We start from the raw sequence: 26,712 nt of genomic DNA, 5'->3' as shown, positions 1-26,712 counted from the left end.
GCGATCATCTCGAGGGTGGACTGCTGGCGGTTCAGCTCGGCGTCGACCGCGGCGGCGATCTCCGGGTCGAGCTCGTGCAGGGGCGTGTTCAGAACAGTCATCTGCGGCTTCCTCGAAGAGCTACGAGTGGACTACGAGCGGACTACGAGTGAACTCGGTGTCTCGAATAACGCAACACGCTTCTGTATGTGCAACATGGTCTTCCGTCCGCTTCGAGCTTGTCAAGGAGCCTGCCGCTCAGCCTGCCGCTCCGCACCGAAGGCCTGAGTCGGTCCGGGAGTCGAAGACCGACGGAAAGGCGCGCCCGGATGTCGGTTTTCCGGGTTTCGGCGGGCGTGGCTGGAGTCGGACGGCAGAGGGGGCCGAAGGTGATCCCCGTCAGTCGATCCCGGCTCCCAGCCCTCAGCCCCCGGCGCTCAGCGCCGCGGCGCCCCGAGAAAGAGTCTTCCGTGAATGCCACGACCACGGCGAACGCGCCGCAGGAACGGCGGGCCGCCACGCTCGTCATGGCCTGCGTCGGTGTGTTCGTCGCCTATCTGCCGGTGACCACCGTCTCGGCGAGCCTGCCCGCCGTCCAGCGGGCCCTCGGCGCCTCGACCTCCCAACTCTCCTGGGTCTCCGACGCGTTCGTCCTGCCGATGGCCGCCCTCATCCTCACCGCCGGAGTCTTCGGTGACGTCCACGGCCGCAAGAAGGTCTTCCAGGCGGGCCTCGCGCTGAGCGGCCTCGGCGCGCTCGTCGCGCTGTGCGCGCAGAACGTCCAGACCGTCTGGGCCGGTCAGGCCCTGGCCGGTCTCGGCTCGGCCGCCCTGCTGCCCACCACCCTCGCGCTGATCAGCCACGCGGTGCCGGACCCGCGCGAGCGCGGCAAGTTCATCGGCCTGTGGGCCACCGCGCTCACCGCCGCCCTGGCCCTGGGGCCGATCATCGCGGGCGTCATCCTCGACCACTTCGACTGGCGCTGGATCTACCTCCTGCCCGTGCCGGTCTCGCTGCTCGCCATGGCTGCCGCGGCGAAGCTGCTGACCGACTCCCGGGCCCCGGGCTCGCGCCGCCTGGACTGGCCCGGCCAGATCACCGCCGCGCTGACGATCACCGCGCTCGTCTACGGCATCATCGAGGGCGGCGCCGAGTCCTTCACCGACGTCAAGGTCATGGTGGCGCTGTTCACCGCCGCCGTCGCGGCCGTGGCGTTCGTCATGGTGGAGCGCCGCAGCGCGAGCCCGATGCTGGACCTCTCCCTGTTCCGCAGCCCGGCCTTCACCGCCACCACCCTGATCGCCATGATCAGCTTCCTGGGGCTGATCGGGTTCTTCTTCGCCCTCAGCCTCTACTTCGGCATGGTCCAGCACCTGTCCACACTGGACGCGGCCTGGCGGCTGCTGATGGTGTCGATGGTCCCGCTGGTGCTGGGCGCCCCGGTCGGCAAGCTCGTCCACCGCGTCTCGCCGCGGCTCCTGATCCCCGGCGGCCTGCTGGTCGTCACGGCCGGACTGCTCACTCTCACGAACATCGCCGCCGACACCTCCTTCGGGTCGCTGGCCTGGCGGCTGGCTCTGCTCGGCCTCGGCATGGCCTTCGTCATCACCCCGATGACCGCCACCGCGGTCAGCTCGGTCCCCTTCCACCAGGCCGGCATGGCGGCCGCCGGCAACAACGCCTTCCGTCAGGTCGGCGCCGCGCTCGGCCCGGCCATCCTCGGCGCCCTGCTGTCCACCAAGGCCGTCGACGCCCTGCCGGGTCATCTGACCGACGCCGGGCTCACCGGGCAGACCGTCCAGCAGGTCAAGGCGGTCGCCGACGCCGGCGGCATCGGCGCCGTGGCCGGTGTCGACGTCGGCGCGGACACGCCCCGCGTCCTGGGCGCGCTGTCCGAGTCCTTCCTCGACGGCCTGCACCTCTGCCTGGTCGTCGCCGCGGTGCTGACCCTGCTCGCGGCCGCCGTCGGAGCACTTCTGCTGCGCCGCCCGCAGCAGGCGGCACCGACGAAGACCGTCGGACCGCGTCACGAGCCGGCCGCCCAGGGTTCCGGCGGCCAGGGCTCCGCCGCCCTGGGCTCCGGCGGCGCGGGAGCCCAGGGGGTGGGCGAAACCCCCTCCCTGGCGGGCAACCAGACCGGAGGGTGACATCGGACGTGCCGGGCCGCGGGCGTGCCGAGCGGAACGCCGGGCCCGGCACCGACGCCGTCCGTGGGGACGGGCACGGCGTCGCACCGGGGCCCGGGATCGCGCACGATGATCCCGGGCCCCGGTGCGACCGCGGCCGCCCACCCGATCACCTCATACAGTTCGCCCCGCCCCGAACCAGGAGACCTCCGTGGACTCACCGCCCGTCGACGCACTGGACCTGAAGTTGCTGCAGGCCCTGCAACTCGACGGCCGGGCGCCCTTCAGCCGCATCGGCGAGGTGCTCGGAGTGTCCGACCAGACCATCGCGCGACGCTTCCGGCGGCTGCGCACCACGGCGGGCCTGCGGGTGGTCGGCCTGCTCGACGAGAGCCGCCTCGGCCGCGCCAGCTGGATCGTCCGGCTGCGCTGCACGCCCGACGCGGCGGAGCAACTGGCGAAGGCCCTGGCCCGGCGCCCCGACACCTCCTACGTCGAGTTGATCTCGGGCGGCACCGAGGTCCTGTGCGCCATGCGGCCCCGCAGCCGACATGATCGCGACGAACTCCTCCTGGAGCGACTGCGGCGCACCCCCGGCCTCGTCTCGGTCAGCGCCCACTGTCTGCTGCACAAGTTCTACGGCGGCCCGCTCGGCTGGCTCGACAAGATCCAGGCACTCGATCCGGCCGAGACGGCGGCGCTGCGTCCGCCGAAGAGCGAGCCGGACGACGCATCGGTGCACCTCGACGCGGACGACGAAGCGCTCGTGGATCTGCTCCGGCGCGACGGGCGGGCCACGTTCAGCGAGCTCCAGAGCGCGACCGGCCAGTCGGAGTCGGTGGTCAAACGGCGGGTGGAACGGCTGCGCGCCTCGGGAGCCCTCTACTTCGACGTGCAGCACGACACCGCCTCGCTCGGCCTCGCCGTCGGCGCGATGCTGTGGCTCACCGTGGTGCCCTCCGCCCTCGCCGAGGTCGGCCGGGCGCTCGCGGAACACCGCGAGGTCGGGTTCGCCGGGGCCATCACGGGCCAGGCCAACCTGGTCGCGTCGGTCGTCGCCGCCGACACCGGCGAGCTCTACCGCTACCTGAGCGAGAAGATCGGCGCCCTTCAGGGCGTCCAGGCGGTCGAGACGACCCTCACCCTGCGCCAGGTCAAACAGCTGACGTACGAACCGACCCGCTGAGCACGGACAGGGCGACGCACCGACCCGGCGACGTACTTGGACGAACCTCCAAGATTTCGCCGGTGCGAGTCCGGGCTCTTCTGCGGAGTCGTCACTTGATCCATAGTGACGGGCACGTCGCGGAAGATAATTTCCGTATGACGAAAGTCTGGCTCGGAGGATGCCTGTGTCGCTGTCCGTACCGTCCCGCCCGCGACGCGTCGCACGTCTGCTGCGTACCTCGCTGTTCATCCAGGTCGCCTGCGCCCTGGTGCTCGGATTGCTCGTAGGCCGGCTGTGGCCCGATGTGGGCACAGCCGTCCAGCCGTTGGGCGACGGCTTCGTGAGGCTCATCAAGGCGGTCATCGCGCCGCTGGTGTTCTGTGTGGTGGTCACCGGCATAGCCAAGGCCGGCAACCTCAGGGCGTTCGGCCGCATCGGCCTCAAGGCCCTGATCTGGTTCGAGGTGGCGACGACGTTCGCCCTGCTCCTCGGTCTGGTCGCGGGAAACCTGGTGCAGCCCGGCGCCGGGATGAACGTCGATCCGGCCAAGCTCGACGCGGGCGCGGTCGACGCGAAGACCGGCGGTGGCTCCCTGCCGTCGACCGGCGAGTTCCTGCTGCACGCGCTTCCCGAGAGCGCGGTCGGAGCGTTCGCCGAGAACGCGCTCCTGCAGGTCCTGGTCCTCGCCTGTCTGGTGGGCGCGGCTCTCCTGCACCTGGGCCACACCAAGGTCCCCGCGATCCTGCCGGCCGTCGAGCAGGTGCAGGAGGTCGTCTTCGCGATCGTCGGCTTCGTCATGAAGCTGGCGCCCCTCGCCGTCTTCGGCGCCACCGCGCACCTGGTCGGCCAGTACGGGCTGGGCGTGCTGTCGACGTACGGCAAGCTCATCGGCGTCTGCTACGCCGTCGCCCTGCTGTTCCTGCTGCTGCTCGCGGCGGCGCTGAAGGCGTTCACCGGGCTGAGCCTGTGGAAGTTCGTCCGCTATACCCGCGAGGAGATGCTGCTCGCCCTCGGCACCGCCTCCAGCGAGACCGTCATGCCCCGCATGATGCAGAAACTGCGCCACGCCGGCTGCCGTGACGACGCCGTGGGTCTCGTGGTGCCCACCGGCTACTCCTTCAACCTGGACGGCGCCTCGATCTACCTGTCGATCGCGACGCTCTTCATCGCGCAGGCCGTGGGCGTCGACCTCACCCTCGGCCAACAGGTGACCGTCGTGCTGATGCTCATGCTCACCAGCAAGGGCATGGCGGGCGTGCCCGGTTCGGCGTTCCTCGCCCTGTCGGCGACCGCCTCCGCGCTCGGCGTCATCCCCGCCGGGGCCGTCGCCCTGCTGCTGGGCGTGGACCGCATCATGGACTCGATGCGGGTCGCCACCAACCTCCTCGGCAACTGCGTGGCCGCCTTCGCGGTCTCCCGCTGGGAAGGCGCGCTGGATCTGGACCGGGCGAAGCGGGTCCTGAACGGGGAGGCCCCCATGGCGCCCACGGACCTGGTGGACCCGGTGGACCCCGTGATCCCGACGGCCCCCGACACGGCCCCGGACGCGGACGCCCCGCGCGTGGACGTCGACCGCCCGAGCTGACGCCCGTCGTCAGGCCGGTACCTCGAAGAGCCGCAGTTGGAGCGCCAGGGTGCTGTAGTAGCCCACCAGCGTGGACAGTTCGAAGAGCGTGCTTTCGCCCAGCGTGGCGCGGGCCGTCTCGTACGCGGGCTCGTCCAGCACCCCGGCGCGGTCGGTCAGGGCCCGTGTGAACGCCCAGGCGGCCCGCTCGACGGGATCGGACAGGCTCGGGTCGCGGCCTTCGCGCAGGGCCAGCAACTCGTCGTCCGTCAGGCCGACGGCGGCCCCGACGCGTTCGTGCGCATGGCGTTCGAAGGCGCTGTCCCAGGCCTGGGCGACCACCAGGATCGCGATCTCGCGCAGCCGAGGACCGAGGCCGGTGCGGTAGCGGATCGCGGCGCCCAGTTCCTGGAGCGCCCGGCCCGCGCCGGGGCTGAGCAGCATCGCGTTGAACGGCCCCCGCAGACGCCCTTCGTCGTCGGTGAGGGCGAAGAGCTGTGGGCCGGCGGCACGCGGTCCGCCGGTGATGTCGGCGTACAACGCCCGCTGTTCGGTGTCGAGTTCGGCCGGGGTGAGCAGCCGCAGCCGGGTGCTCGCCGCGCTCACCGCGCTTCCCCCGCCGCCTCGGCCGCCCCGGCCGCGGCGGAGGCCGCATCCGGCGTCGCCGTTCTCGCCAGCGCGGCCAGATCGTGGTCCGTCAGCAGTCGGCCCTCGCGTGCCATCAGTTCCCGGGCCCGGTCCAGGACGGCGTCCACCTGGGCGGGCGTCGGATCGACGCCGAGGGCCGTCAGCTTGTCGGCGAGGGTGTACGGGCCGCTGTCCGCAGTGAACGGCACCTTGCGGAAGTTGCCGACCGCCGCCGGTTCGAGGCAGTTGTGCAGGAGGGGGTCGATCTCCGTCTCCTGGGTGATGAGATCCATGCCGCCCCAGCAGAAGGCGTGGGTGCCGGTGACCGGATGGTTCCAGGCCGGGTGATAGTTCGTCAGTTCAGCGCCCACGCGGGCCAGTTCGGTGAGGCCCTCGGTCCTGATGCCGGTGTGCACGCCGTACAGCGCCTCGAAGGCGAGCGTGGTCGCCGCCAGGTCGGCGTTGCCGGGGCCGCCGCAGTACCCGTTGACCGACAGTTCGACGGCGGTGGCGCCGGCCCGCACGGCCGCCACCGCGCAACCGACCGCCAGGCCGAAGGTGTTGTGCGGGTGCAGCCCGACCTCCACCTGCGGTGCGAGGGCCTTCGTGCGCCCGACGAGATGCGCGAACGCCTCCGGGCTCATCGCGCCCGGGCCGTCGAACAAGGTGAGTTCACCCGCTCCGGCGGCGGTGAGGACGGCGACCGACTGCTCGTGGGTCTCGTCGGTGGCGTAGGAGACCATGAGCAGCGGCACGATCACGTCGAGGCCGCGGGTCCGGGCGTACTCGACCAGGCCCGCCGCACGGGCGAGCACGCCGGCCCGGTCGCGCGGGGTGTCCGGGGTGCGCCACTCCTCGCCGCGCCACGCCCGGCCGTACACCGGGGCCTGGTAGATCAGCGAGGTCTCGCCGAAGCCCTGCACCCAGACCTGCACGGCGTCGTAACCGGCCGCGGCCGCCCGGTCGATGTCCTCGCGTGAGCGCATCAGCGGGCAGATCACCCGGCAGTCCGGGTTCTCGCCCTTGACCAGCTCGACCTCGGCCTTGAGCGCGGCCGGGTCCCGGCCGCCGAGCCCCGCCGTGACGACCTCCGGCACTCCGCAGGCCACGAGCCGCCGCAGGAACGCCCGCTTCGCCTCGGCCGGGGCCACCACGCCGGGCAGTGTCTCGACCGAGCGCAGCGTCGCGTCCCGCAGCCGTACCGCGCGGGGGAGTGAACCGGTCACTTCCGGACGGCGGTTGAGGGGACTGACCGACCAGCGACCCGGCTCGTAGGCGCCGGCCGCGCGGCGCGAGGCCAGCTCGGCGCGGAACCGGGCGATCTCGTCGGGGGTGAACACGGGCGGCTTGGCCATGGATCTCCTCGGATCTCCTCAGTCACTGTCTCTCGACTCTGTCGACACTATAGGCAATAGGTATGGGTTGTCGGCCGTTGATGGCCTGGATATTTACTTTCTGTCGACACATGGCTAAAACTGTCGACAGTCTCGCCCCACCGACCCGAGGGAGATCCCCGTGACCCAAGACGTGCCCGACAAGCGGCTCGGCCGACTGGCGGGCCGCATCGCCGTCATCGGCGGAGCCGGAAGCGTCGGCCCCGGCTGGGGCAACGGCCGCGCCACCGCCGTCGTCTTCGCCCGCGAGGGCGCCACCGTGTTCCTGGCCGACCGGGACGAAGCGGCCCTCGACGTCACCGCGCGCCAGATCCGCGACGAGGGCGGCAGCGCCCACACGGCGGTGCTGGACGTCACCGAACCCACCGCCGTGCGGGACTACTTCGCCGAGTGCGAGGGGCTCGCGGGACGCGTCGACATCCTTGTCAACAACGTCGGCGGCTCCCGGCCGGGAGGTGCGGTGGACCTCAGTCTGGAGGACTGGGAGAGCCAGTTGCGCACCAACCTCACCAGCGCCTTCGTGGCCTGCAAGCACATCGTCCCGATCATGCGGCGGGCCGGCGGGGGCGCCATCGTGAACACCGCCTCGGCGTCCGGGCTGCGCTGGACCGGCGCCGCCCAGGTGGGCTACGCGGCGGCCAAGGCCGCGGTCATCCAGCTGTCCCGGGTCACCGCCGTCGAGTACGCGCCGGACGGCATCCGGGTCAACACCGTCGTCCCGGGGCAGTTGCACACGCCGATGGTCGAGGCCCGGCTCGCCGGCCAGCGTGCGGGCGGCGACGTGGCGAAGCTGCTGGCCCAGCGGCAGGCCCGGATCCCGCTCGGCTTCATGGGCGACGGTCGCGACACGGCGTACGCCGCGCTCTTCCTCGCCTCCGAGGAGGCCCGCTTCGTCACCGGCACGGAGATCGTCGTCGACGGTGGAATGACGGCCCGCTGTGACTGAACCGGCCCTCCAGGGAGCGCAGTTGGCGGTCTCGCCCGGCTGCCCGCCCCCGCACCCCGCCCCCCGCACCCCGTCCCTGGTGCTCCCGCCGGACAGCTGCGACGCCCACTGCCACATCCTCGGCCCGGCCGACGTCTTCCCCTACGCCGCGGACCGCACGTTCACGCCCGTGGACGCTCCCAAGGAGCAAGTCCGTGCGCTGCACGCCCACTTGGGGATCACCCGTGCGGTGATCGTGCAGTCGTCCTGCCACGGCCACGACCACTCCGTCCTGCTGGACGCCCTGCGATCCGGCGACGGCCGGCTGCGCGGAGTCGCCCTGATCGGCGAGACGACCACCCGGTCCGAGGTCGAGGAACTGCACCGGGCCGGGGTGCGGGCCTTCCGGCTCAACTTCCTTCCCCATCTGCGCACTCCGCCCAGCCGCGCCGAGATCGACTCCGTCCTCGAACTCGTCGACGGACTCGGCTGGGCGGTCCAACTCCATGTCCGGGGCGAGGAGATCGCCGTCCTGGAGGCGCTGGTGCGCGCCCTGCCCGGCAGAACCGTCATCGACCACATCGGACGGGTCGACCTCGCCGCGGGGCGTGACGACCCCGCCCTGCGCAGCCTGCGCGCGCTGCTCGACGGCGGGGAGGTGTGGGTGAAGCTCAGCGGCGTCGACCGGATCTCCCGGCAGGGCCCGCCCTACGCCGACGCGGTCGCGCTGGCCGCCTCCCTGGTGGAGTACGCCCCGGAGCGCGTCGTCTGGGGGACGGACTATCCGCACGTCAACATCGCCTCGGCCGCCCCCGACGACGGCCTGCTCGTGGATCTAGTCGCGAGCATCGCACCCGACCCCGCACACCTCCATCGGCTGATGGTGGACAACCCGGCCGAGCTCTACGACTTCCCGTCAACTGCCTTTCGGCGCACTAGTGTCGGCAGTAGTGACAGGAAATGACAGGTAATTCACTGTCAGATCCCTTGAAGGGGAAAAGTGTCGACAGTAGGGTCCCGACTCGAACCCCGCGTGAGGAGAACGGCATGGTTCGGCTGTCCCGGCACAATGTCTTACGGCGCGGCGACGAGCGATACGAGCGCGCTCGCCTCGACGCCGTCTGGAACGAGCGTAAGCCCGACCGGTATCCGGACGTCATCGTGCTCGCCGACAGCGAGCAGGACGTGGTGGCCGCCGTACGGCTCGCCCTCCGCGAGGGCCTGGCCATCGGCATCCGCTCCGGCGGTCACAGCTGGGTGGGCAACGGAGTGCGGGACGGCGGCATGCTGCTCGACCTCTCGCGACTGCAGGACATCCGGGTCGACCCCCTGACGGGGACGGCCGCCGTACAGCCCGCGGCCAAGGGCCCGGCCCTGCTCGATCGACTGGCTCCACACGGTCTGTTCTTCCCCACCGGACACGCGCCCACCGTCGGCATCGGCGGTTTCGTCCTGGGCGGCGGCTACGGCTGGAACTCCCGCCGGCTCGGCCCGGCCTGCCTGAGCATCCAGGCGATCGACGTCGTCCTCGCCGACGGCACCCTGGTGCACGCCACCGACGAGACGCACCCCGACCTGATGTGGGCGGCCCGCGGCAGCGGCCCCGGCTTCTTCGGCGTCGTCACCCGCTTCCATCTCGCCCTGCACGACCTGCCGCGCCGCATCCTGCGGACCGTGCACACCTATCCGCTCGACCTGCGCGACGAGGTGCTGGCCTGGTCGCACGCCACCCTCGAACGGCTCTCGCCGACCGTCGAGTTCTCGGCGAAGATCGGCTTCTCGCCGGGGCTCGACCGGCAGACGGTCTCCGTCACCGCCACCGCCTTCTGCGAGACGGACGAGAACCCTCTCGCCCTGCTGGAGGAGGCGCCCTTCCGTGAGCGGGCGATCCGCTGGACGGTCGCCCAGGAGACCACCATGGCCGAGCTGTACGACTACGCCGACCGCATGACCCCGCCCGGCATGCGCTGGGCGCTCGACGGGATCTGGACCGACGAGCCGGTCGACAAGCTCCTCGCCGCCGCCCGGCCGCTGTTCGACTCCGTCCCGGACACCACCAGCCATGTGCTGTGGATGCTGTGGAGCGGCCACCCGCAGCGCGCCGACGCCTGCTGGTCCAGCCAGGGCAAGGTCTACCTCTCGCCCAACGCGGGCTGGACCGACCCGGCCCAGGACCTCGCGCACGAACGCTGGGCCCACGGACACCTCGCCGACCTCCAGCACCTGTCGACGGGACTGCAGTTCTCCGACAACAACCTCGCCGACCGCTTCGACCACGGACTCAGCCCGGCCAACTCCGCACGTCTGGAGGAGATCCGGGCCGCATACGACCCCGACGGCGTCTTCCGCACCTATATGACGCCACGGGAATCCACGACCGCCTACGCCGCCGCGGGACGCGCGCGGACCCACTGAAGGAGAGCCGTTCCATGGAAACCTCGAGAAGCCCGCGGCGTCGTGGCCTCGTCGTCCTGTCCGTCCTCGCACTCACCGGATCCCTCACCCTCACCGCCTGCGGCGGGGACTCCACCACCGCCGCCTCGGCCGACGGCAAGGCCGAGATCACCGTCCTGCGCTCCAACGGCGCTATCTTCGAACCCCTCTACATAGCCGAGCAGCAGGGCTACTTCGAGGACGCGGGCCTCGACGTCACCATCAAGGCGGGCGCCCAGGACACCTCGCAGAACGCGCCGTCCGTCCTCAACAGCGAGGCGCAGTTCGCGATGACGGACAGCTCCGGCTTCCTCAAGGGCGCGGCCCAGGACATGCCCCTCCGGATCGTGACGGGCCTGCAGTCGGCGACCACCAGGACCGACCCCACCGACGGACTGCTGGTGAAGAAGGACAGCGCGATCGAGTCCTTCGCCGACCTGGAGGGCAGGACCGTCGGCATCTCCGCGCTCGGCGGCACCATCCAGTTCATCTGCGAGTACCTGGTGCAGAAGGCCGGCGGCGACCCGGGCAAGGTCAAGTTCGTCGCCCTGCCCACGACTTCGCTCACCGACGCCGCCACCTCCGGCAAGACCGACGCGATCTTCTCCTTCGGCCCCTTCTACTTCGCCGGCCTCGACAGCGGACTGCGCTCCATCGGCAACGGCATGAACGACGTGCCCGGCATGGTGCAGGGCCTGCTGTTCTCCAGCGAGAAGTACCTGCTCTCCAACGGCGACACCGCGAAGAAGTTCATCGACGCGGTCGCCAAGGCCATCACCTACGCCAACGCGAACCCCGCGGCCGTGAAGGCGATCGACAAGAAGTACACCCAGGTGCCCGCCGCCTTCATCGACGCGCACGACACCAACTACTACGACAAGAACCTCGACACCACCGTCATGCGCACGGTCATCGCCAAGATGCACGAGTTCGACCTGCTCGACAACGAGCCCAAGGACGCGGCCCTCTACTGGGACCAGGCCCCGACCTCGGCCGGGGAGTAGCGATGGCCAAGGTCCGACTGCTTCAACTCGGCGCACTGGCCGCCGTGTTGGCGCTGTGGGCGCTGATCGCCGCGGTGGGCGTGGTCAGTTCGACCGCGCTCCCGGGGCCGGCGCCCGTGGCCGCCGCACTCGGCGACCTCCTCGGCAGCGGCGACTTCTGGCAGGCGCTCGGGGAGACGCTGCGCGGCGCGGTCACCGGGCTGGCCGTGGCGATCGCCGTGGGCGTCCCGCTCGGGCTGGTCACCGGGGTGTACCAGGCGGCCGAGGAGTCGTCCCGGCTGCTCATGGAGATCCTGCGCTCCTTCCCGGTGATCGCCCTGCTGCCGGTGTTCCTGCTGGTCCTCGGCTCCACCCCCGGGATGAAGGCGACCGTCGTCTTCCTCGCCTGCGTCTTCCCGGTCCTGCTCCAGGCCCAGTACGGCGCCCGCAGCGTGACCCCGGCGATCCACGAGACGGTGCACGGCTACCGCATCCCGCGCCTGCTGCGCTTCCGCCGGGTGATCCTGCCCGGCGCGGTGCCCTCGATCATGACCGGACTGCGGCTGGCGGCGGCCACCTCCGTCCTGGTCGCCATCGGCGTCGAAGTGCTCACCACACTCCCCGGCATCGGCCACATGATCATGGAGTCGCAGCAGGGCGGGGCCTCGGCACGGGCGTACGCCTACATCCTCGTCGCCGGCTGCATCGGCTACTCGATCACCGTGCTGGCACAGTTCGCCGAACACCGGCTGCTGCGCTGGCGACCGCCCACCCACCAGGGAGGCGAATAGCCGCCATGCCGTCGAAGACTGCGTCGCACGTCCCGTCGCACGCCCCGTCTAGGCTGCCGTGGAAGGCGATCCTGCGCCAACTCTGGCTGCCTGCACTGGTGTTCGCCGTCCTGCTCGTCGCGACGGCGGGCAGCACCAGCTTCTACTTCCCGCCGCTCACCGAGGTCCTCACCACCCTGTGGGACGAACTCCTGCACGGCTCTCTCGTCGAGGACCTGCTGTTCAGCCTGCGCAACATCCTGCTCGGACTGGCCCTCGCCACCGTCGTGGGAGCCGGCGCCGGACTCGTCATCGGGGAGATCCGCACCCTGCGACTGGCCACCGGCCCGCTCCTCGACTTCGCCCGCGCGACCCCCACGGTCGGGTTCGTGCCCGTCATCATCCTCACCCTGGGCATCGGCTCCGGACCCAAGATCTTCCTGATCTTCCTGGGCTCGGTGTGGCCGATCCTGCTGAACACCATCAGCGGCGTACAGGCCATCGGCCCGGCCGTGCACGAGACCGCCCGCGGCTACCGCATCCCCTGGCCGCTACGGCTGCGCCGGGTGATCCTGCCCGGGGCCCTGCCGCAGATCCTCGCCGGCATCCGGGTGGCGCTCTCCATCGCCGTCGTCCTCATGGTCGTCAGCGAGATCTACGGCTCGCCCATCGGCCTCGGCAACTTCATCCTGCAGAGCGGATCGAGCTTCCACGTCGCCGAGACCTGGGCCGGCACCATCCTGATCGGCGTCCTCGGATACGGCCTGAGCGTGCTGCTCCTGCTGGTCGAGCACCGCGTCCTGGGCTGGTACCACCAGCGCGCACCCCGGGCACGCTCCCCGCGGCCGGAACGCGCCGGGACCACCGACAACCCCGACAACGCCAACAACCCAGACAACCCCGACAGCACCGAGAGCATCAAGAGCAACGGAGTCGTCGTATGACACGCGGTTCGAGCCTGTACGTCGAGGACCTCTGCATGAGCTTCGGGCAGGGCCCACAGGAGCACCGGGTGCTCGACGGCCTCACCCTGCGCGTGGAGCCCGGCGAGTCGGTGTGCATCGTCGGCCCGTCCGGCGCGGGCAAGACGACCCTCCTGCGCTGCCTCGCCGGGCTGTCCCGGCCGACCGGGGGCCGGGTGCGCTACGGCGACCAGGCGCTCACCGAGCCACACGCCGACATCGCCGTCGTCTCCCAGGACTACCGCGGCTCCCTGCTGCCGTGGCTGCGCGTGTGGGACAACGTCGCCTTCCCGCTCCAGGGCCGGGGCGTGAGGAAGGCCGTGCGCAAGGCGCGGGCGCTGGAGTGCCTGGAGGCGGTCGGCCTCCCGGACGTCGGCGACAAGTACCCCTGGCAGCTCTCCGGAGGCATGCAGCAGCGCGTGGCCATCGCGCGCGGCCTCGCCTACGACGCCCCGGTCCTGCTGATGGACGAGCCGTTCGGGTCGGTCGACGCCCAGTCCCGGTTCGACCTGGAGGACCTGACCCTGCAACTGCGCCGACAGCTCGGCATCACCGTGGTCGTGGTCACGCACGACATCGACGAGGCCGTCTACCTGGGGGACCGCGTCGTCGTCCTCGGCGGGAAGCCGACGGCCGTCCTGGACAACCTCACCATCGGGCTCGGCCCCGACCGCGACCAGCTGACGACCCGGGCCGATCCCCGGTTCGCCGAACTGCGCACCCGGGTGCTGGCCCTCATCCGCGGAGAGAAGGTGCCGACCCGACCGACTCGACCGTCCCGACCGACCCGACCGGAAGCGGCGCGTCAGTGACCGCCAGGCTCGACCACGTCGGCATCTGCGTCCCCGACCTCCGGGCCGCCGTCGCCTGGTACTGCGAGGCGCTGCACCTCACCGAGGAGCACGCGTTCACCGTGCCCGGCACCGACCTGCGGGGTGTGATGCTCCGTCATGCCGGCGGCCACCGCATCGAGTTGCTCCACCGCCCGGACGCCGTACCGGGCCTGGTCGCCGACGGCCCGGTGGCGGCGGCGGGCACGCTCGGCTACGGCCACCTCTGCCTGGCCGTCGACACGGCCGACGAGGTCGACACCGAGTTCGCCCGGCTCGTCGCCGCGGGCGCGGGCGTGCGGATGAGCCCGCGCCCGGCGCCCAGACCGGACGCCCGGATGGCCTTCGTGTCCGACCCGTACGGGAACCTCATCGAGCTGATCGACCGGGCCGGCGGCTGACCGCCTGTCTGCCTGACCGACGGTCCGCCTTCCCCCCCATTGCTTCCCTTCCCTCTCCTCCTTCCCTCTCGCTGACCGGCGTCCGTCGGTCGGCCATGCCCGAAAACCCACCGAAGACCCACTGAGAACACTGAGAACAAGGGAGTTCACCGTGACTCGCACCAGCAGGCCCGGACCCGACGTCACCTACCGGGCCCGCCCCCGTGCCCTGCTCGTGGCGGTGGCCGCCGCCATGGCCCCGACGCTCGTCGCCCCCGCGAGCGCGCACGCCGCGTCCACGAAGGCCGCGAGGAGGGCCGCCGCGTGCATCGAGGTCGCCTCCGGGGAGACCCTGGAGCTGACCGCGACGACCACCGCGAGCTGCCTCACCATCGAAGAGGGCGGCGTCATCACCGTCCCCGACGGATACAGCCTGAGCCTCACCGTCAACGGTGTGGAGACCGGCTCCCGGCTCGCCGCACTCACGGACGGCTACGGCGGCGCGGCCACCGCGATCGCCGCCGGCAGCTACACCGGCACGATCGTCCTGACGGTCGCCGAGGCCACCGACCTCGCCTACGACGACCTCACCTTCCCCTTCCGGCAGGCGATCTACGTCGACGCCGACGGGGTCGACGAGGCCAAATCGGTCCCCTCCGACGTGCGCGGCGGCACCGTCACCGACACCGCCGCCTCGGACATCACGCTCCTGTCCAATGGCGAGGCGTTCAACGGCGTCTACGTCACCGGCGGCGGCAGCTACACCCTCACCGACCCGAAGATCGCCTTCGACGGCAACGGCCGCTGCGACTTCATCGGCTACGGAGCCTCGGTCGTCGGCACCGGCGCGGGCACCAGGCTCGTCCTCGACGGAGCCACCATCAGCAATGTCGGCGTGGTCCGCACCGCGGTCATCGCCGACGCGAGCGCCAATGTGATCGTCAAGAACTCCACCCTGCACTGCGCCGACGGAGTCGTCCCCGACGAATACCCCACGGCGGGTACCGGCGACACCCGCTACATGATCACCGTGCCGTGGATGCTGGGCCTGTCCGGCAACGTCCGCACCACCAATCTGCTCGGCGCGAGCACGAAGGCGTCGTTCATCAACTCCTCGATCTCCTCGGAGAAATGGGGCGCGCTCTCCGTCGACGGCGGCAGCTACTGCACCCTCACGGCCATCAACAGCACCATCGCCAACACCGGCGGTCAGGGCTACGGCTCCTACGCCATCGGCAACGTGACCGAGCACTTCCTCGGCTGCACCTTCGACGTCGGCGACTACGCCCTCATCCACTGGGGCGCGTCGGCGCACTACGGCAACAGCACGGCAGCGGCCGTCGCCGCCCTCAACACCTCGCTCGAACTCGGTCTCACCAGCGCCGAGTTGAGCGCGCTGACGGAGAAGCCGACCGTCGTGAACGCCGGTCGCTTCATGGTGTTGTGGTACGCGGCCGGCTCCGTGGCCATCGACGGCGGCACCGAGGTCAACACGGGCGAGACCACGTTCATGTGCAAGGCGGTCGCCGGCTCGGTCACCGTGGACGGCTCCCAGGGCGCCGCGATCAACCCCGGCAACGGGGTCGTCTTCCAGCTCATGGACACCGACCGGCCGAGCAGCGTCTCGGTGTCGGGCAAGGCATGGAAGACGGAGACGACCGGCACGTACACCGAGCCGACCGGGTCCCCGACCAAGTCGTCGAGCTGGGTCACCACCAGCGGCCAGTCCACCGACGCGAAGGGCTCCTTCACGGACATCGAACTGACGGGGGACTTCTACAACTCCGTGTGGGGCGGCGGCAACGCGAGCCTCCAGGGCCAGAACCTGAACCTCACGTTCACCCGCTCGACCGTCGAGGGCGTCATCTCGGCGAGCACCGCCAAGCACAGCGTGTCCACGATCACCTCGGCCCAGTACCGGGAGATCAGCGAGGTGACCAACACCCCGAGCGCGGTCGTCAACAACGGCGTCCTGGTGACGCTGGGCGCCGGCTCCACCTGGACGGTCACCGGCACGTCCTACCTGAGCGCCCTCACCCTGGCGTCGACCGCCGCGGTGACCGCCCCCTCCGGCAAGACCGTGACCCTGACGGTCAACGGCACGGCCACAGCGATCCAGGCGGGCACCACCTACACCGGAGCCCTCACCCTGACCGTCGCGTAGCCGAAGCGGCCACGGAAAGAACCGGCCCCCGGGATGCGAACCGTCTCCCCGGGGGCCGGCGTTCGTGGTGGGCGCTACGCGCCCAGCATGTTGTAGCCGCCGTCCGCGACCAGGAACCCGCCCGTGATGTGGTGGGCGTCCTCCGTGGCCAGGAACAGGGCCGCTCCCGCGAGCTCCTCCGGTCCGGGAATGCGTCCCATGGGCGTCGCCGCCCGCAGTGCGTCCCCGCGCCCGCCCTGCCAGTCCGCACGGCCCAGCGTGGCCTCGGTCTCGATGAACCCCGGCGCGAACACGTTCACCCGCACCGCCGGCGCGAAAGCGTGCGCGTACGACTTGGTCAGGCCGATGATCCCGTACTTGGCGGCCGCGTACTGCGGGGCCCGCGCACTGCCCCGTACGACGACGGTGGAGCCGATGTTGACGATGGAGCCCCCGCCGTCCTGCTCCAGCATCCGCGCCCCGAACTCGTGCGTGCACAGCAGGGTGCCCTTGATGTCGACGGCGAGGACGTGGTCGACGGAACTCTCGGTGAGGTCGCGCCACGACATCTGCTCGCGGGCCACGTCGCCGACGTTGTTCACCGCCACGTCGAGTCGGCCGAAGTGCCCCCACACCTCGTCGGCGAGGCGCTTGATCTGATCGTGCTCGGCGATGTCGGCCCGGACGACGAAGGCCTTGCGGCCGAGCGCCGTCACCCGTTCCGCCGTCGCCTGCGCGCCCGCGTGCGAGCTTCGGTAGTGAACGGCGACATCGGCGCCCTCCCGCGCGGCGCGTACGGCGATCTCGGCGCCGAATCCGGTGCCCGCGCCGGTGACGAGGACGGTCCGGCCGGCGAATCGCTCGGGGACGGGGTTCATACGTTCTCCGTTCATGAAGTCGCGTGACGTGCAGGGGTGTTCATACGAGGGTCCGCCCGCCGTCGGCGTACAGCACCTGACCGGTGACGAACGCGGACTCGGCGGAGGCGAGGAAGAGGACGGGCCCGGTCAGGTCCTCGGGCCGGCCGAGGCGTCCGGCGGGCACCAGCGACTCCAGGGATGCGCGCACACCGGGCTCGGCCAGGTAGCCGCGGGTGAGGTCGGTCTCGGTGTAGCCGGGGGCGACCGCGTTGACGGTGACGCCGGAAGCCGCCCACTCGCGCGCCATCACCCGCATCAGCTGGTTCACGCCGCCCTTGGTCGCCGCGTACGGCGCATGCTCCTTGTGGGCGAGCAGACCGGAGACGGAGGACAGGTACACGACGCGCCCATAGCCGTTCGGCACCAGCACGGCCCCCGCGGCCCGGCCCAGCCAGAAGGCGCTGGAGAGGTTGACCGCGACCAGCCGCTCCCACACCTCGTCCGGCGTCTCCAGCACGGGTCTGCGGTCGTTGACGCCGACCGCGTGCACGAACACGTCCAGCCCGCCGAGGAGTTCGACCGCCTCGCCGACCGCGGTCCGGCAGGCCTCGGCCGAGGTGAGGTCGGCCGCGATGCCGTGCGCGCCGTCCTGGGCGATGTCGTCGAGCCGGTCCTTGTCCATGTCGAGCACGACGACCGCCGCGCCCGCCCCGGCGAGGGCCCGGGTCACCGCTGCGCCGATCCCGCCGGCTCCGGCGACGAGGGCACGGGTACCGGCGAAGTCCCATGTTGTCCGCATGCTCGGACCGTAAGCCACTCCTGTGTTTTGTGTCCACACTTGGCGCACCTCTTGACGGTCGATAGGGCAATTGGCAAGGTGAGTGTCGACAGTTAGGGAGGTTCCGATGAAACTGGTGACGTTCGACGCGGGTCCGGAGACCGGACTGGTGGGGCGGCTCGACGGCGACACCGTCGTGGGGCTGGACGTGCCCTCCACCCGCGTGTTCTTCGAACGCGAGGGCCAGGTCGGCGAGACCGGGCGGACGTTCGCGTCGGCCGACGTCCGGCTGCGGGCGCCGATCACGCCCAAGAAGTTCTTCCACACGGCCGGCAACTTCCGCGAGCACCACGAGGACCTGGTGCGCGTGGACTGGTCCCACCCGGTGAACAAAGGCATCGTGTTCTTCCAGAACGTCGACGCGATCATCGGCCCCGACGAGCCGATCGTGTACCCGGCGAACCTCACCCGGGAACTCGACTACGAACTCGAACTCGCCGTCGTCATAGGCAAGCCGGGCCGCTTCTTCTCCGCCGAGCAGGCCGCCGAGCACATCGCCGGCTATCTCGTCTTCAACGACATCACCGCCCGCGACATCCAGCGCAAGGAGATGGAGTCCGGGGTCTTCTCCTTCTCCAAGGCCATCGAGACCTTCTGCCCGATCGGCCCGTACATCGTCACCGCCGACGAGATCGACGACCCGCACGACCTCGACATGGAGCTACGGGTCAACGGCGACGTCCGCCAGAAGTCCAACACCGCCCGGATGTCGGTGTCCATCCCGCAACTGGTCGCCTACCACTCGCCGCAGGTCTACAGCGCCGGCGACCTCATCACCACCGGCACCGTCGCCGGCGTCGCCGCGAGCACCGAGGACCCCTTCGCCAACTACCTCAGGCCCGGCGACGTCGTCGAGGCCGAGATCGAGGGTCTGGGCGTCCTGCGCAACCGGGTCGTCTCCTGGTCCGACGCGTACGGCGGCGAAGAGCCGCCCGCCGGGCTCTGGGTGTGAGTCGATGAGGATCGCACAACTGGCCGGAAGGCCCGTCCTGTTGACCGAGGACGGCGCCCTCGACCTCCCCGCCGAGTACGCCGGGGACCTCTTCCTCCACTGGGACGGCCTGCTCGACTGGTCCAGGGGCGCCACAGGGGGGCGTCCCTACGAAGAGGCCGAGCTGGAAGCGCCCGTCCCCGCACCGCGCCAGATCTTCGCCGTCGCCCTCAACTACCGCCCCCACACCGCCGAGGCGGGGTACCAGGAGCCCGAAGCGCCCCTGGTGTTCACCAAGTTCCCGACCTGCCTCACCGGCCCGCACACCACCGTGGAGCTGCCGGACGGCCATGTCGACTGGGAACTCGAACTGGTCGCCGTCATCGGCCGCGAGGCCCGCCGGGTGCCGGTGGAGAAGGGCTGGGAGCCGGTCGTGGCGCTCACCGTCGGCCAGGACCTGTCCGAGCGGATCGCCCAACTCGCCGGCCGCCCGGCCCAGTTCTCCCTCGCCAAGTCGCATCCCGGATTCGGTCCGGTGGGACCGGCGCTGGTGAGCCTCGACGAGATCGACCGGACCGGCGACCGCGACGACCTGGAACTGACCTGTGAACTCAACGGCGAGCGGGTCCAGCACGACCGCACGGCCGGCATGATCTTCCCGATTCCCGAACTGATTGCGTATCTCAGCGAGTTCTGCACCCTGCTGCCCGGCGATCTCGTCTTCACCGGGACCCCGGCGGGCGTCGGCAACCGCCGGTCGCCGCAGCGCTTCCTCACCCCCGACGACGAACTCGTCAGTCGTATCGGGGGAGTCGGCGAGATGCGGCACCGCTTCCGGAGGGCGACGCCATGACCCGCACGCTCTTCACCGACGTCCAGGTCTTCGACGGCACCGGAAAGGACCCCTTCCCGGCCGATGTGCTCGTCGAGGGCAACCGCATCACGGCGGTGGCCGACCGCATCGCGCGCGACCTGCGGACCGACGCCCGGGTGATCGACGGAGGCGGCGGCACCCTGCTCCCCGGACTCGTCGACGCCCACGCCCACCTCGGCTTCGGCTCCACCGTCGAGCATCGCTCGGCGCGCCGCGACGAGCCCGAGGAGGAGAAGGCGCTGCTCGTGGCGCACGCCGGACGCGTACTGCTCGACCACGGCATCACCAGCGCCTACTCCGGCGGCAACCGGCTCCCGCGCACGGAGATCGCCGCCCGCAAGGCCTTCGCCGAGGGCTGGATGCCCGGACCGCGGTTGAAGGCCGCGTCCTGGGAGGGCAGCGCGGGCATGGTCGAACCCGGCGTCTACGACTTCCCGGGCGTCGACGGGCGCGCCTCCGACCCGTACTCGGTGGCCCGGTTCGTCACCGACATGGCCCAACTGGGCGTCGACATCGTGAAGTTGTCGCTGTCCGGGGAGAGCGCGGTCGTACAGGGGACGTCCCGGATCGTGCAGTTCACCGCGGAGGAGGTCGCCGCCGCGGCCAAGGCGGCGGAGAAGCACGGCGTCTGGCTCACCGCGCACGCACACGCCGCCGAGTCGATCAAGATGGCCGTGCGGTACGGCATCCGCGCCGTCTACCACTGCACCTTCGCCGACGAGGAGGCACTCGACCTCCTCGAAGCGGCCCGCGACCGCGTCTTCGTCGCCCCCACCCCGGGCATCATCCACGCCAACCTGCACGAGGCCGGCAGCGAACCCGAGCCGGGGATGGAGGTCGAGGCCACCGCCGAGGCCGTGCGCGCGGTCGTGCCCGAACTGGTCCGGCGCGGCATACGCGTCGTCCCGGGCGGCGACTACGGCTTCGCGTGGAACCCGGTCGGCCGCAACCTCCGCGACCTCGAACTGTTCGTCGACTGGTTCGGCTTCACCCCCGCCCAGGCGCTGCGCGCGGCGACCCGCCACGGCGGGCAGATCATGGGCATGGAGCACGAACTCGGGCTGATCCGCCCGGGGTTCCTCGCCGACCTGGTCCTCGTCGACGGCGACCCGCTGGAGGAGATCGGCATCCTCCAGGACCGCGACCGGCTGGCGGCGATCATGAAGGACGGCAAGCTGCACAAGGCCCGCGAGCAGCACAAGGCCCGCGAGCAGCACAGGGCCCGCGGGTGATCCGGGCCCGTACGCCCGCCGGGCGGCTCCTGGGGGAGTGGGACCGGGGCGTGGCGGTGTTCCGGGGCATCCCGTTCGCCGAGCCCCCCGTCGGCCCGCTGCGCTGGCGGCCGCCCCGGCCCGCCGCCCGCTGGTCCGGCGAGCGGCGGGCCCACGACTTCGGGCCCGCTCCGCTGCAGCCGCAGCCGCCCCGCGACTCGATCATGTTCCACACCAACTTCGCCGACCACCGCGCGCTGGTGACGAGCGAGGACTGCCTCTACCTCAACGTGTGGACACCCGACCCCGCACCCGCCGCCGGACTGCCGGTCATGGTCTGGATCCACGGCGGCGGCAACCGCTACGGTCACGGCGGCCAGGAGATCCACGACGGGCGCGCGATGGCCCGTCGGGGGCTCGTCGTCGTGACCCTGAACCACCGGCTGGGAGCGCTCGGCTTCCTCGCCCACCCCGAACTGGCCGCCGAGGACGACCTCGGCGCGTCCGGGAACTACGGGCTGCTGGACGTCGTCGCCGCCCTGGCCTGGGTGCGGGAGAGCATCGCGGCCTTCGGCGGCGACCCCGACCGGGTGACCCTCGCCGGCAACTCCGCCGGAGCCGCCCACATCTGCCACCTCATGGCCTCACGGGCAGCCCGGCCCCTCTTCCGGGCGGCCCTCGGACAGAGCGCCTCCGGCATCGGACGCGCCGAGGGGCCCCTTGCCGACCAGCTCGCCGCCCAGAAACAGGGGCTGCGCTGGGCGGCCGGCCTCGGCGACCCGGACATCGACGCACTGCGGCGGCTCGACGGCACGGAACTTGTGCTCCGCGGCCACTTCGGGCCCGTCGTGGACGGCCGGGTCCTGACCGAGCCCAGCGACGACGTCTTCGCCGCCGGCCGTCAGCACGCCGTACCGCTGCTGGTCGGCTCCAACGTCGACGAGGGCTCGGTCTACGCGACCCCGGACGTCCTGCGCGGCCTCCCGGTGGAACCCGGCGCCGACGCGCTGTATCCCGTACGGGACCTGGCGGAAGCCCGGCGCACGGCACGGCTGTTCACCGGCGAGAGCCGTTTCGGCTACCCGGTGTGGCGCTGGGCCGTCGCCCATGCCCGGACGGCGCCGACCCGCATGTACCGCTTCGCCCGGACGCCCCCGCTGCCGGACGGCCTGGACCTGGCGCCGCCGCGCGACGGACTGCCGGGATACGGCGTCCACCACACCGCCGAACTCCCGTACGTCCTCGACAACCTGGACTGCCGACCCTGGCCCTGGACCGAGTCGGACCGCGAGCTGGCCCGCACCATGGCGGACGCCTGGGCCCGCTTCGTGGAGACGGGCGACCCGAACGGCGGCGCGCTGCCGGCGTGGTCGGCGTTCACCGGCACCGAGACGATGGAGTTCGGGAACCCCGAGTTCGGGGACTGCGCGCGAGCGGCCACGGTCGAACGCCTCGACGCCATGCGGCTGTTGGCCCGCTGCCCCCGCCCCCGCTGACTCCCCACGAGAGGACCCCGAGAGTGGCAAGACTCCCCGAGACCGAAGGCGCCGGCGAGATCGCCCACCGCGTCCGCGAACGCCGAGGCGGCGCACTGCGCCCGCTCGACCGCATGCTGCTGCACAGCCCACAGCTCGCCGACGGCTGGAACACCCTGCTCGGCGCCATCCGGGCACGGCTGGAACTCCCGGCAGACATACGCGAGTTGGTGATCCTGCGGATCGCCGTGCTCAACCGCGCCCCGTACGAGTGGACGGCGCACGAGCCCGAGGCGCGCAGAGCAGGGCTCGACGACTCCGATCTGGCCGAACTGCGCCGTGAGAAACCGGAGTTCGACGACCGCCGACAGCGGGTCATCGCCTACACCGACGCGATGACCCGCGACGTTCACGTCCCCGACGAGGTGTTCGACGCCCTCCGCGCCCACTTCACCGACGCCGAACTCGTCGAACTGACGGCGACCGTGGCCGCGTACAACATGGTGTCCCGCTTCCTGGTCGCACTCGACGTCTAGGAGCGGCTGTCAGGGACGGCTGCTAGGACCGGTTGCTAGGAACGGCTGCCGCGCTGCCGCCTCACGAAGTCCACGAGCAGCCGGTTCCACGCGGCCGGCTGCTCCCAGTGCGGGTTGTGACCCGCCTCGCGGACGACATGCGTCTCCACGTCCCGCAGATGCCCGGAGTTGAGGCGCATGACGGACGGCGGACTGTAGAGGTCGGCGTCGCCGGTGATGAGCTGGACGGGCAGGGTGAGGGTCTCCATGGCCGCCCAGGTGATCGTGTTCGCGAGGGACTGCGGGAAGGCGTCGGCGGTCCTGGCCCGGTCGTGGATCTCCAGCCAGGCCGCCACCCCGTCCCGGTCGCCGCCCCGGTACGACGGGCCGAGCTCCTTGAAGTCGACGGGCAGGTCGCCGAACGGGTCGGGCTGGAGCGCCGCGGTCAGCTCCGCGTACTCCGCGTCCTGGACGGCCATGATGCTGCCCGACACGGTGAGACTGCGCAGCCGGTCCCCGTACGACAGGGCGTAGTCGATCGCCACGGGTCCGCCCGCCGCCGAACCGCAGAGGTGGAAGGTCTCCAGGCCCAACCGGTCGGCCAGCGTGTCGAGGTCGCCGGAGGCGGTGTCGGCCTCCGCCCTGGCGCCCGCCACCGAGTGGTACGCGCCCCGCCGTGAGTAGCCCACGACCCGGAGCCCCGCCGCGGCCAGCACCGGCTGCTGGTACGGCCAGCTCTCGCCGCTCCCCGAGCCGGGATGCAGCAGGACCACGGCCTCCCCGGCGCCGCCGGTGTCCCAGCACCACAGGCTGCCGCCCCCGGACACCGGCACCTGATACTCGGTCACCGGCGCCTGCTCGGGCACCGGCTCCCAAGGCTGCGAAGGCCGCGACGGCTGCCCGGCGGACGCGTCCCCGGCCTCAGCCGTACCCTGGGCGACACCGGTCGCCGCGATCGCGGCCAGCGCGCCTCCCACCACGGAGCGTCTGGTGAGAGCGGACGGGGTGGACGAGGCGGACGGGGTGGGCGGGGCGGAAGTAGTGGACTGAGTGGACGGGTTCGTGCGGGCTCGCTTCATGATTCCTCGTTTCCTCGGTGAGATTCCGGTGAGATTCGGCGGGTTCTTCGGCGGTCCGCTCCGGTGACTGATGCTCTCTGTCGACAGGACGTCGGAGATCGCGGGGGATCCCCGCTGTGACCCGTCCTGGGGTGAGATAGTGTCGACACCGTTGTATTGGCTGTGAGCTCGGACAGGCAGGGAGAAGTGCCGCATGACCGATCAGGACACGCATCTCGTGCTGGAGCGCCTCCTGCGGCTGCGGGACCGGCGTGAGCCGCTGGTCGCGCAGATCGCCGAGTGGGTCGGCGCGGGCATCATCGAGGGCCGGCTGGAACCGGGTCAGGACCTCAACAGCGTCGATCTGTCACGCCGGTTCGACACCAGCCGTACGCCCGTCCGCGAGGCGCTGATGCTCCTCGAGCAGGAGGGGCTGGTCGAGATGAAGGCGCGCCGCCGGCCCCGGGTCGCCGCGCCGTCCCCGCAGGACATCCGGGACATCTACCAGGTGCGCAAGCGCCTGCTGTCGATGCTCGCGGCCCTGCTGGTGGAGCGGGCCGACGACGAGGAGCTCGCCGAGCTGCGCACCCGCGTCGAGCGGATGCGGGAGCTGGCCGACGCCGGTGACGTGGACGCGTACTTCTGGAACCACGTGCTGCTCCAGGAGCGGATGACCGAGATCGTCGGCAACGCCACCCTGAAGCAGATCCTGGACTCGCTGGCCCTGCGCACGCTGATGCTGCGACACCTGAGCCTGACCCGGGCCGGGCGCCTCGCCCACAGCATCGACGATCAGGAACGGCTGCTGCAGGCCTGCGAGGAGCGGGACGAGGAACTGGCCTCGGCACTGATCGCGGGAGCGACGGTGCGCGCGCAGCGAGCCGTGGAGGAGCAGTTGGAACAGGACGACGCGGCACGCGGCCGCAAGCCCGTCCGCAGGCAGCGGGCGGCCTCGTAGCACCTGCGGGCAGCGCTCCCGCGCCCTCTGGGGGCGGCTCACTTGGCCAGCACTCCGCCGTCGACGGGGAAGTTGCCGCCCGTCACCCATGCCGACTCCTGCGACGCCAGATACACCGCGCACCAGGCGATGTCCTCCGGCGTCCCGACCCGGCCCAGCGGGATCCGGGCCAGCAGCGCCTCGCGTGCGGCGCCGTCGTGGGCGCCGGCGGACTCGGTCGCGGGCGTGCGGACCATGCCGGGCGAGATGGTGTTGGCGCGGATGCCCGACGGGCCTCCCTCGACGGCCAGTTGACGGGTCAGCCCGAGAACGGCCGCCTTGCCCGCGCAGTGCGCGACCATCCCGAAGTTCCCGCTGCCCCGGAAGGCGTTCACCGAGGCGAAGTTGACGATCGAGCCGCCACCGGAGGCCTCCATGTGCGGCCACACGGCCTGCACGGGCAGGAAGACCACGTCCACCTCGCCGTGCAGGGTCGGCGACCACTGCGCGGCGAAGTCCATCCCGGCGGCCGTGGCCATGTGCGGGGCGATGGCCCCCGCCGTCACCAGGACGTCGACGCGGCCGTGCCGCGCCATCGCCTCGTCCGCGAAGCGACGGGCGTCGGCGGGGACGGTCATGTCGAGCGGCGCGAGCACCTCGACGGCCAGCCCCCGGTCGGCGGCCGCCTTGCGGGTGCGTTCGGCGGCGGCGGTGTCGAGGTCGCAGCCGATGACGGTCGCGCCCTGCTCGGCGAAGAGCAGCGCACAGCCCTGGCCGATCCCGGCGCCCGCACCGGTGACGAGAGCGACTTTCCCAGAGAGCCTGCCGGTCATGTGGACCCCCTTCAGGAGGAGTTCATGGCGGTCGTACGAGACCGCGGCACGGCTCGCCCCTCCTTCCTAGTGTCGACACTATGGGCTAGTCAAGGGGTGTGATGCTCTGAATGGTCATTTCTGTCGACAGTTGCAGGTGAGTTCTCCTGCCAGGGCAGCAACGGATCCTCGACGAGGCCGGCCGCCAGCCACTGCTCCACGGCCGCGATGTGCACCGTCGCGGTCGACACCGCCAACTGGGCGTCGCGCGCCCGCAGCGCGCGGAGGATCTCGTCGTGCTCCCGGTGTGCGTGCTCCACGGCCCGCTCGGTCCGGGTGCCCCGGACGATACGGACCCGCTGGGTGCGCGTGGACAGCACCCGCAGCAGCATCGACAGCACCGGATTGCCGACGGCCTCGACGATCCGCAGATGGAACGCGATGTCGTGCCCCACGAACTCCTCGACCGTCGCCGCGGACCGGGACCGCCGCAGCACCGCGCCCAGCTCGTCGAGATCGTCCGGACCGAGCAGCGCGGCGGCCAGACCGGTCGCCTGCGGTTCGAGCAGCCGGCGGACCTCCAGCAGTTGCAGCGCCGTCTGCCCCTGGGAGACGTCCGAGGCGAAGGAGAACGCCTCGAAGAGGAGATGGGGCTCCAGGCTCGACACATAGGTGCCGTCCCCTTGCCGGGCGACCAGGATCCGCATCGCGGTCAGCGCCCGCACCGCCTCGCGCAGCGAACTGCGGGACAGGCCCAGCTGTCCGGCGAGCAGCTCCTCCTTGGGCAGCCGGGAACCCGGCGCGAGGTCGCCCGCCACGATCATCGCCTTGATCTTGTCCATCGCCTCGTCGGTCACTGCCACGAGCACGCCTCCCTGTACGGCTACTCCTGGTGCGGCTACCCCTGGTCCGACTGC

General features: G+C 71.4%; 25 protein-coding genes. 18 read left to right on the top strand and 7 right to left on the bottom strand.

Annotation, left to right across the window (positions count from 1 at the left end):
* Positions 1-449 precede the first annotated feature (449 nt).
* The 3 genes from ACWD4O_RS36425 to ACWD4O_RS36415 all read left to right on the top strand — a co-directional run bounded on the left by ACWD4O_RS36425 (position 450) and on the right by ACWD4O_RS36415 (position 4,858).
* The gene (locus tag ACWD4O_RS36425) at positions 450-2,126 is read left to right on the top strand and encodes an MFS transporter (RefSeq protein WP_451286648.1); all 1,677 of its coding nucleotides are present in this window, start codon (positions 450-452) and stop codon (positions 2,124-2,126) included.
* 190 nt (positions 2,127-2,316) lie between these two features.
* The gene (locus ACWD4O_RS36420; RefSeq protein ID WP_451286646.1) at positions 2,317-3,291 is read left to right on the top strand and encodes an Lrp/AsnC family transcriptional regulator; all 975 of its coding nucleotides are present in this window, start codon (positions 2,317-2,319) and stop codon (positions 3,289-3,291) included.
* A 160-nt stretch (positions 3,292-3,451) separates the two neighbouring features.
* Complete coding sequence (locus tag ACWD4O_RS36415; RefSeq protein ID WP_451286645.1) at positions 3,452-4,858, top strand: cation:dicarboxylate symporter family transporter; 1,407 nt, start codon at positions 3,452-3,454, stop codon at positions 4,856-4,858.
* A 9-nt stretch (positions 4,859-4,867) separates the two neighbouring features.
* On the opposite strand, the gene ACWD4O_RS36410 is transcribed toward ACWD4O_RS36415, so the two are convergent.
* Together ACWD4O_RS36410 and ACWD4O_RS36405 are read right to left on the bottom strand one after the other, a co-directional pair.
* A complete protein-coding gene (locus tag ACWD4O_RS36410) occupies positions 4,868-5,443 on the bottom strand; it encodes a carboxymuconolactone decarboxylase family protein (RefSeq protein WP_451286643.1) in 576 nt (191 codons plus the stop codon).
* Positions 5,440-6,819, bottom strand: a complete 1,380-nt coding sequence (locus tag ACWD4O_RS36405; RefSeq protein WP_451286641.1) for a hypothetical protein — start codon at positions 6,817-6,819, stop codon at positions 5,440-5,442. The genes ACWD4O_RS36410 and ACWD4O_RS36405 overlap by 4 nt, the downstream gene beginning before the upstream one ends.
* A 160-nt stretch (positions 6,820-6,979) precedes the next feature.
* Here ACWD4O_RS36405 and ACWD4O_RS36400 point away from each other — a divergent pair, with 160 nt between their 5' ends.
* The 9 genes from ACWD4O_RS36400 to ACWD4O_RS36360 all read left to right on the top strand — a co-directional run bounded on the left by ACWD4O_RS36400 (position 6,980) and on the right by ACWD4O_RS36360 (position 16,305).
* Entirely contained in the window at positions 6,980-7,804 is an 825-nt protein-coding gene (locus ACWD4O_RS36400; protein WP_451046068.1) for an SDR family NAD(P)-dependent oxidoreductase, read from the top strand.
* Positions 7,797-8,747 carry an amidohydrolase family protein gene (locus ACWD4O_RS36395; RefSeq protein ID WP_451286639.1) on the top strand — a complete coding sequence of 317 codons (951 nt, stop codon included), beginning with the start codon at positions 7,797-7,799 and terminating at the stop codon, positions 8,745-8,747. Before ACWD4O_RS36400 ends, ACWD4O_RS36395 begins: the two co-directional genes overlap by 8 nt.
* A gap of 83 nt (positions 8,748-8,830) precedes the next feature.
* On the top strand, positions 8,831-10,198 hold the full coding sequence (locus ACWD4O_RS36390; RefSeq protein WP_451286637.1) for an FAD-binding oxidoreductase: 1,368 nt from the start codon (positions 8,831-8,833) through the stop codon (positions 10,196-10,198).
* A 14-nt stretch (positions 10,199-10,212) separates the two neighbouring features.
* Positions 10,213-11,220 (top strand): ABC transporter substrate-binding protein, encoded by a 1,008-nt coding sequence (locus tag ACWD4O_RS36385; protein WP_451286636.1) that lies wholly within the window; start codon positions 10,213-10,215, stop codon positions 11,218-11,220.
* Positions 11,221-11,222: 2 nt separating this feature from the next.
* Positions 11,223-11,990 (top strand): ABC transporter permease, encoded by a 768-nt coding sequence (locus ACWD4O_RS36380; RefSeq protein ID WP_451286634.1) that lies wholly within the window; start codon positions 11,223-11,225, stop codon positions 11,988-11,990.
* Positions 11,991-11,995: 5 nt separating this feature from the next.
* On the top strand, positions 11,996-12,913 hold the full coding sequence (locus ACWD4O_RS36375; RefSeq protein WP_451286633.1) for an ABC transporter permease: 918 nt from the start codon (positions 11,996-11,998) through the stop codon (positions 12,911-12,913).
* On the top strand, positions 12,910-13,743 hold the full coding sequence (locus tag ACWD4O_RS36370) for an ABC transporter ATP-binding protein (RefSeq protein ID WP_451286631.1): 834 nt from the start codon (positions 12,910-12,912) through the stop codon (positions 13,741-13,743). The genes ACWD4O_RS36375 and ACWD4O_RS36370 overlap by 4 nt, the downstream gene beginning before the upstream one ends.
* Positions 13,740-14,162, top strand: a complete 423-nt coding sequence (locus ACWD4O_RS36365; RefSeq protein ID WP_451286629.1) for a VOC family protein — start codon at positions 13,740-13,742, stop codon at positions 14,160-14,162. The genes ACWD4O_RS36370 and ACWD4O_RS36365 overlap by 4 nt, the downstream gene beginning before the upstream one ends.
* Positions 14,163-14,313: 151 nt before the next feature.
* Positions 14,314-16,305, top strand: coding sequence for a hypothetical protein (locus tag ACWD4O_RS36360; RefSeq protein WP_451286627.1), 1,992 nt, complete (start codon positions 14,314-14,316; stop codon positions 16,303-16,305).
* A 74-nt stretch (positions 16,306-16,379) separates the two neighbouring features.
* On the opposite strand, the gene ACWD4O_RS36355 is transcribed toward ACWD4O_RS36360, so the two are convergent.
* Both ACWD4O_RS36355 and ACWD4O_RS36350 read right to left on the bottom strand, forming a co-directional pair.
* On the bottom strand, positions 16,380-17,162 hold the full coding sequence (locus tag ACWD4O_RS36355; protein WP_451286625.1) for an SDR family NAD(P)-dependent oxidoreductase: 783 nt from the start codon (positions 17,160-17,162) through the stop codon (positions 16,380-16,382).
* A 40-nt stretch (positions 17,163-17,202) separates the two neighbouring features.
* On the bottom strand, positions 17,203-17,943 hold the full coding sequence (locus tag ACWD4O_RS36350; RefSeq protein ID WP_451286623.1) for an SDR family NAD(P)-dependent oxidoreductase: 741 nt from the start codon (positions 17,941-17,943) through the stop codon (positions 17,203-17,205).
* A 106-nt stretch (positions 17,944-18,049) separates the two neighbouring features.
* Here ACWD4O_RS36350 and ACWD4O_RS36345 point away from each other — a divergent pair, with 106 nt between their 5' ends.
* From ACWD4O_RS36345 to ACWD4O_RS36325, 5 genes are read left to right on the top strand one after another with little or no spacing between them, the layout of a single operon-like run.
* Positions 18,050-18,934 (top strand): fumarylacetoacetate hydrolase family protein, encoded by an 885-nt coding sequence (locus tag ACWD4O_RS36345; RefSeq protein ID WP_398424918.1) that lies wholly within the window; start codon positions 18,050-18,052, stop codon positions 18,932-18,934.
* 4 nt (positions 18,935-18,938) lie between these two features.
* Positions 18,939-19,766, top strand: coding sequence for a fumarylacetoacetate hydrolase family protein (locus ACWD4O_RS36340; protein ID WP_451286621.1), 828 nt, complete (start codon positions 18,939-18,941; stop codon positions 19,764-19,766).
* A complete protein-coding gene (locus ACWD4O_RS36335) occupies positions 19,763-21,019 on the top strand; it encodes an amidohydrolase family protein (protein ID WP_451286619.1) in 1,257 nt (418 codons plus the stop codon). The genes ACWD4O_RS36340 and ACWD4O_RS36335 overlap by 4 nt, the downstream gene beginning before the upstream one ends.
* Positions 21,016-22,494 (top strand): carboxylesterase/lipase family protein, encoded by a 1,479-nt coding sequence (locus tag ACWD4O_RS36330; protein ID WP_451286618.1) that lies wholly within the window; start codon positions 21,016-21,018, stop codon positions 22,492-22,494. The genes ACWD4O_RS36335 and ACWD4O_RS36330 overlap by 4 nt, the downstream gene beginning before the upstream one ends.
* Positions 22,495-22,517: 23 nt before the next feature.
* Positions 22,518-23,009, top strand: a complete 492-nt coding sequence (locus ACWD4O_RS36325) for a carboxymuconolactone decarboxylase family protein (protein ID WP_451286615.1) — start codon at positions 22,518-22,520, stop codon at positions 23,007-23,009.
* A gap of 35 nt (positions 23,010-23,044) precedes the next feature.
* Here the strand turns inward: ACWD4O_RS36325 and ACWD4O_RS36320 are convergent, their stop codons facing one another.
* A complete protein-coding gene (locus tag ACWD4O_RS36320) occupies positions 23,045-24,067 on the bottom strand; it encodes an alpha/beta fold hydrolase (RefSeq protein ID WP_451286613.1) in 1,023 nt (340 codons plus the stop codon).
* Between the two features lie 193 nt (positions 24,068-24,260).
* Here ACWD4O_RS36320 and ACWD4O_RS36315 point away from each other — a divergent pair, with 193 nt between their 5' ends.
* Positions 24,261-25,004 carry a GntR family transcriptional regulator gene (locus ACWD4O_RS36315; protein WP_450949969.1) on the top strand — a complete coding sequence of 248 codons (744 nt, stop codon included), beginning with the start codon at positions 24,261-24,263 and terminating at the stop codon, positions 25,002-25,004.
* Positions 25,005-25,042: 38 nt separating this feature from the next.
* On the opposite strand, the gene ACWD4O_RS36310 is transcribed toward ACWD4O_RS36315, so the two are convergent.
* Together ACWD4O_RS36310 and ACWD4O_RS36305 are read right to left on the bottom strand one after the other, a co-directional pair.
* Positions 25,043-25,816 (bottom strand): SDR family NAD(P)-dependent oxidoreductase, encoded by a 774-nt coding sequence (locus ACWD4O_RS36310; RefSeq protein ID WP_451286611.1) that lies wholly within the window; start codon positions 25,814-25,816, stop codon positions 25,043-25,045.
* An 89-nt stretch (positions 25,817-25,905) separates the two neighbouring features.
* Positions 25,906-26,658, bottom strand: coding sequence for a FadR/GntR family transcriptional regulator (locus ACWD4O_RS36305; RefSeq protein WP_451286609.1), 753 nt, complete (start codon positions 26,656-26,658; stop codon positions 25,906-25,908).
* Positions 26,659-26,712: the final 54 nt, after the last annotated feature.

It is taken from the genome of Streptomyces sp. NPDC002623 (genome assembly GCF_053592635.1).
Note: the sequence above shows the minus strand (reverse complement) of the source record. Positions and strands in the feature narration are given on the sequence as shown.

Bases quoted from the DNA above. Each gene is read 5' to 3' on its own strand.
- ACWD4O_RS36415 (WP_451286645.1), top strand. From the start codon at position 3,452: ATGCCTGTGTCGCTGTCCGTACCGTCCCGCCCGCGACGCGTCGCACGT.
- ACWD4O_RS36405 (WP_451286641.1), bottom strand. From the start codon at position 6,819: ATGGCCAAGCCGCCCGTGTTCACCCCCGACGAGATCGCCCGGTTCCGC.
- ACWD4O_RS36390 (WP_451286637.1), top strand. From the start codon at position 8,831: ATGGTTCGGCTGTCCCGGCACAATGTCTTACGGCGCGGCGACGAGCGA.
- ACWD4O_RS36385 (WP_451286636.1), top strand. From the start codon at position 10,213: ATGGAAACCTCGAGAAGCCCGCGGCGTCGTGGCCTCGTCGTCCTGTCC.
- ACWD4O_RS36380 (WP_451286634.1), top strand. From the start codon at position 11,223: ATGGCCAAGGTCCGACTGCTTCAACTCGGCGCACTGGCCGCCGTGTTG.
- ACWD4O_RS36375 (WP_451286633.1), top strand. From the start codon at position 11,996: ATGCCGTCGAAGACTGCGTCGCACGTCCCGTCGCACGCCCCGTCTAGG.
- ACWD4O_RS36370 (WP_451286631.1), top strand. From the start codon at position 12,910: ATGACACGCGGTTCGAGCCTGTACGTCGAGGACCTCTGCATGAGCTTC.
- ACWD4O_RS36355 (WP_451286625.1), bottom strand. From the start codon at position 17,162: ATGAACCCCGTCCCCGAGCGATTCGCCGGCCGGACCGTCCTCGTCACC.
- ACWD4O_RS36350 (WP_451286623.1), bottom strand. From the start codon at position 17,943: ATGCGGACAACATGGGACTTCGCCGGTACCCGTGCCCTCGTCGCCGGA.
- ACWD4O_RS36345 (WP_398424918.1), top strand. From the start codon at position 18,050: ATGAAACTGGTGACGTTCGACGCGGGTCCGGAGACCGGACTGGTGGGG.
- ACWD4O_RS36340 (WP_451286621.1), top strand. From the start codon at position 18,939: ATGAGGATCGCACAACTGGCCGGAAGGCCCGTCCTGTTGACCGAGGAC.
- ACWD4O_RS36335 (WP_451286619.1), top strand. From the start codon at position 19,763: ATGACCCGCACGCTCTTCACCGACGTCCAGGTCTTCGACGGCACCGGA.
- ACWD4O_RS36320 (WP_451286613.1), bottom strand. From the start codon at position 24,067: ATGAAGCGAGCCCGCACGAACCCGTCCACTCAGTCCACTACTTCCGCC.
- ACWD4O_RS36315 (WP_450949969.1), top strand. From the start codon at position 24,261: ATGACCGATCAGGACACGCATCTCGTGCTGGAGCGCCTCCTGCGGCTG.
- ACWD4O_RS36310 (WP_451286611.1), bottom strand. From the start codon at position 25,816: ATGACCGGCAGGCTCTCTGGGAAAGTCGCTCTCGTCACCGGTGCGGGC.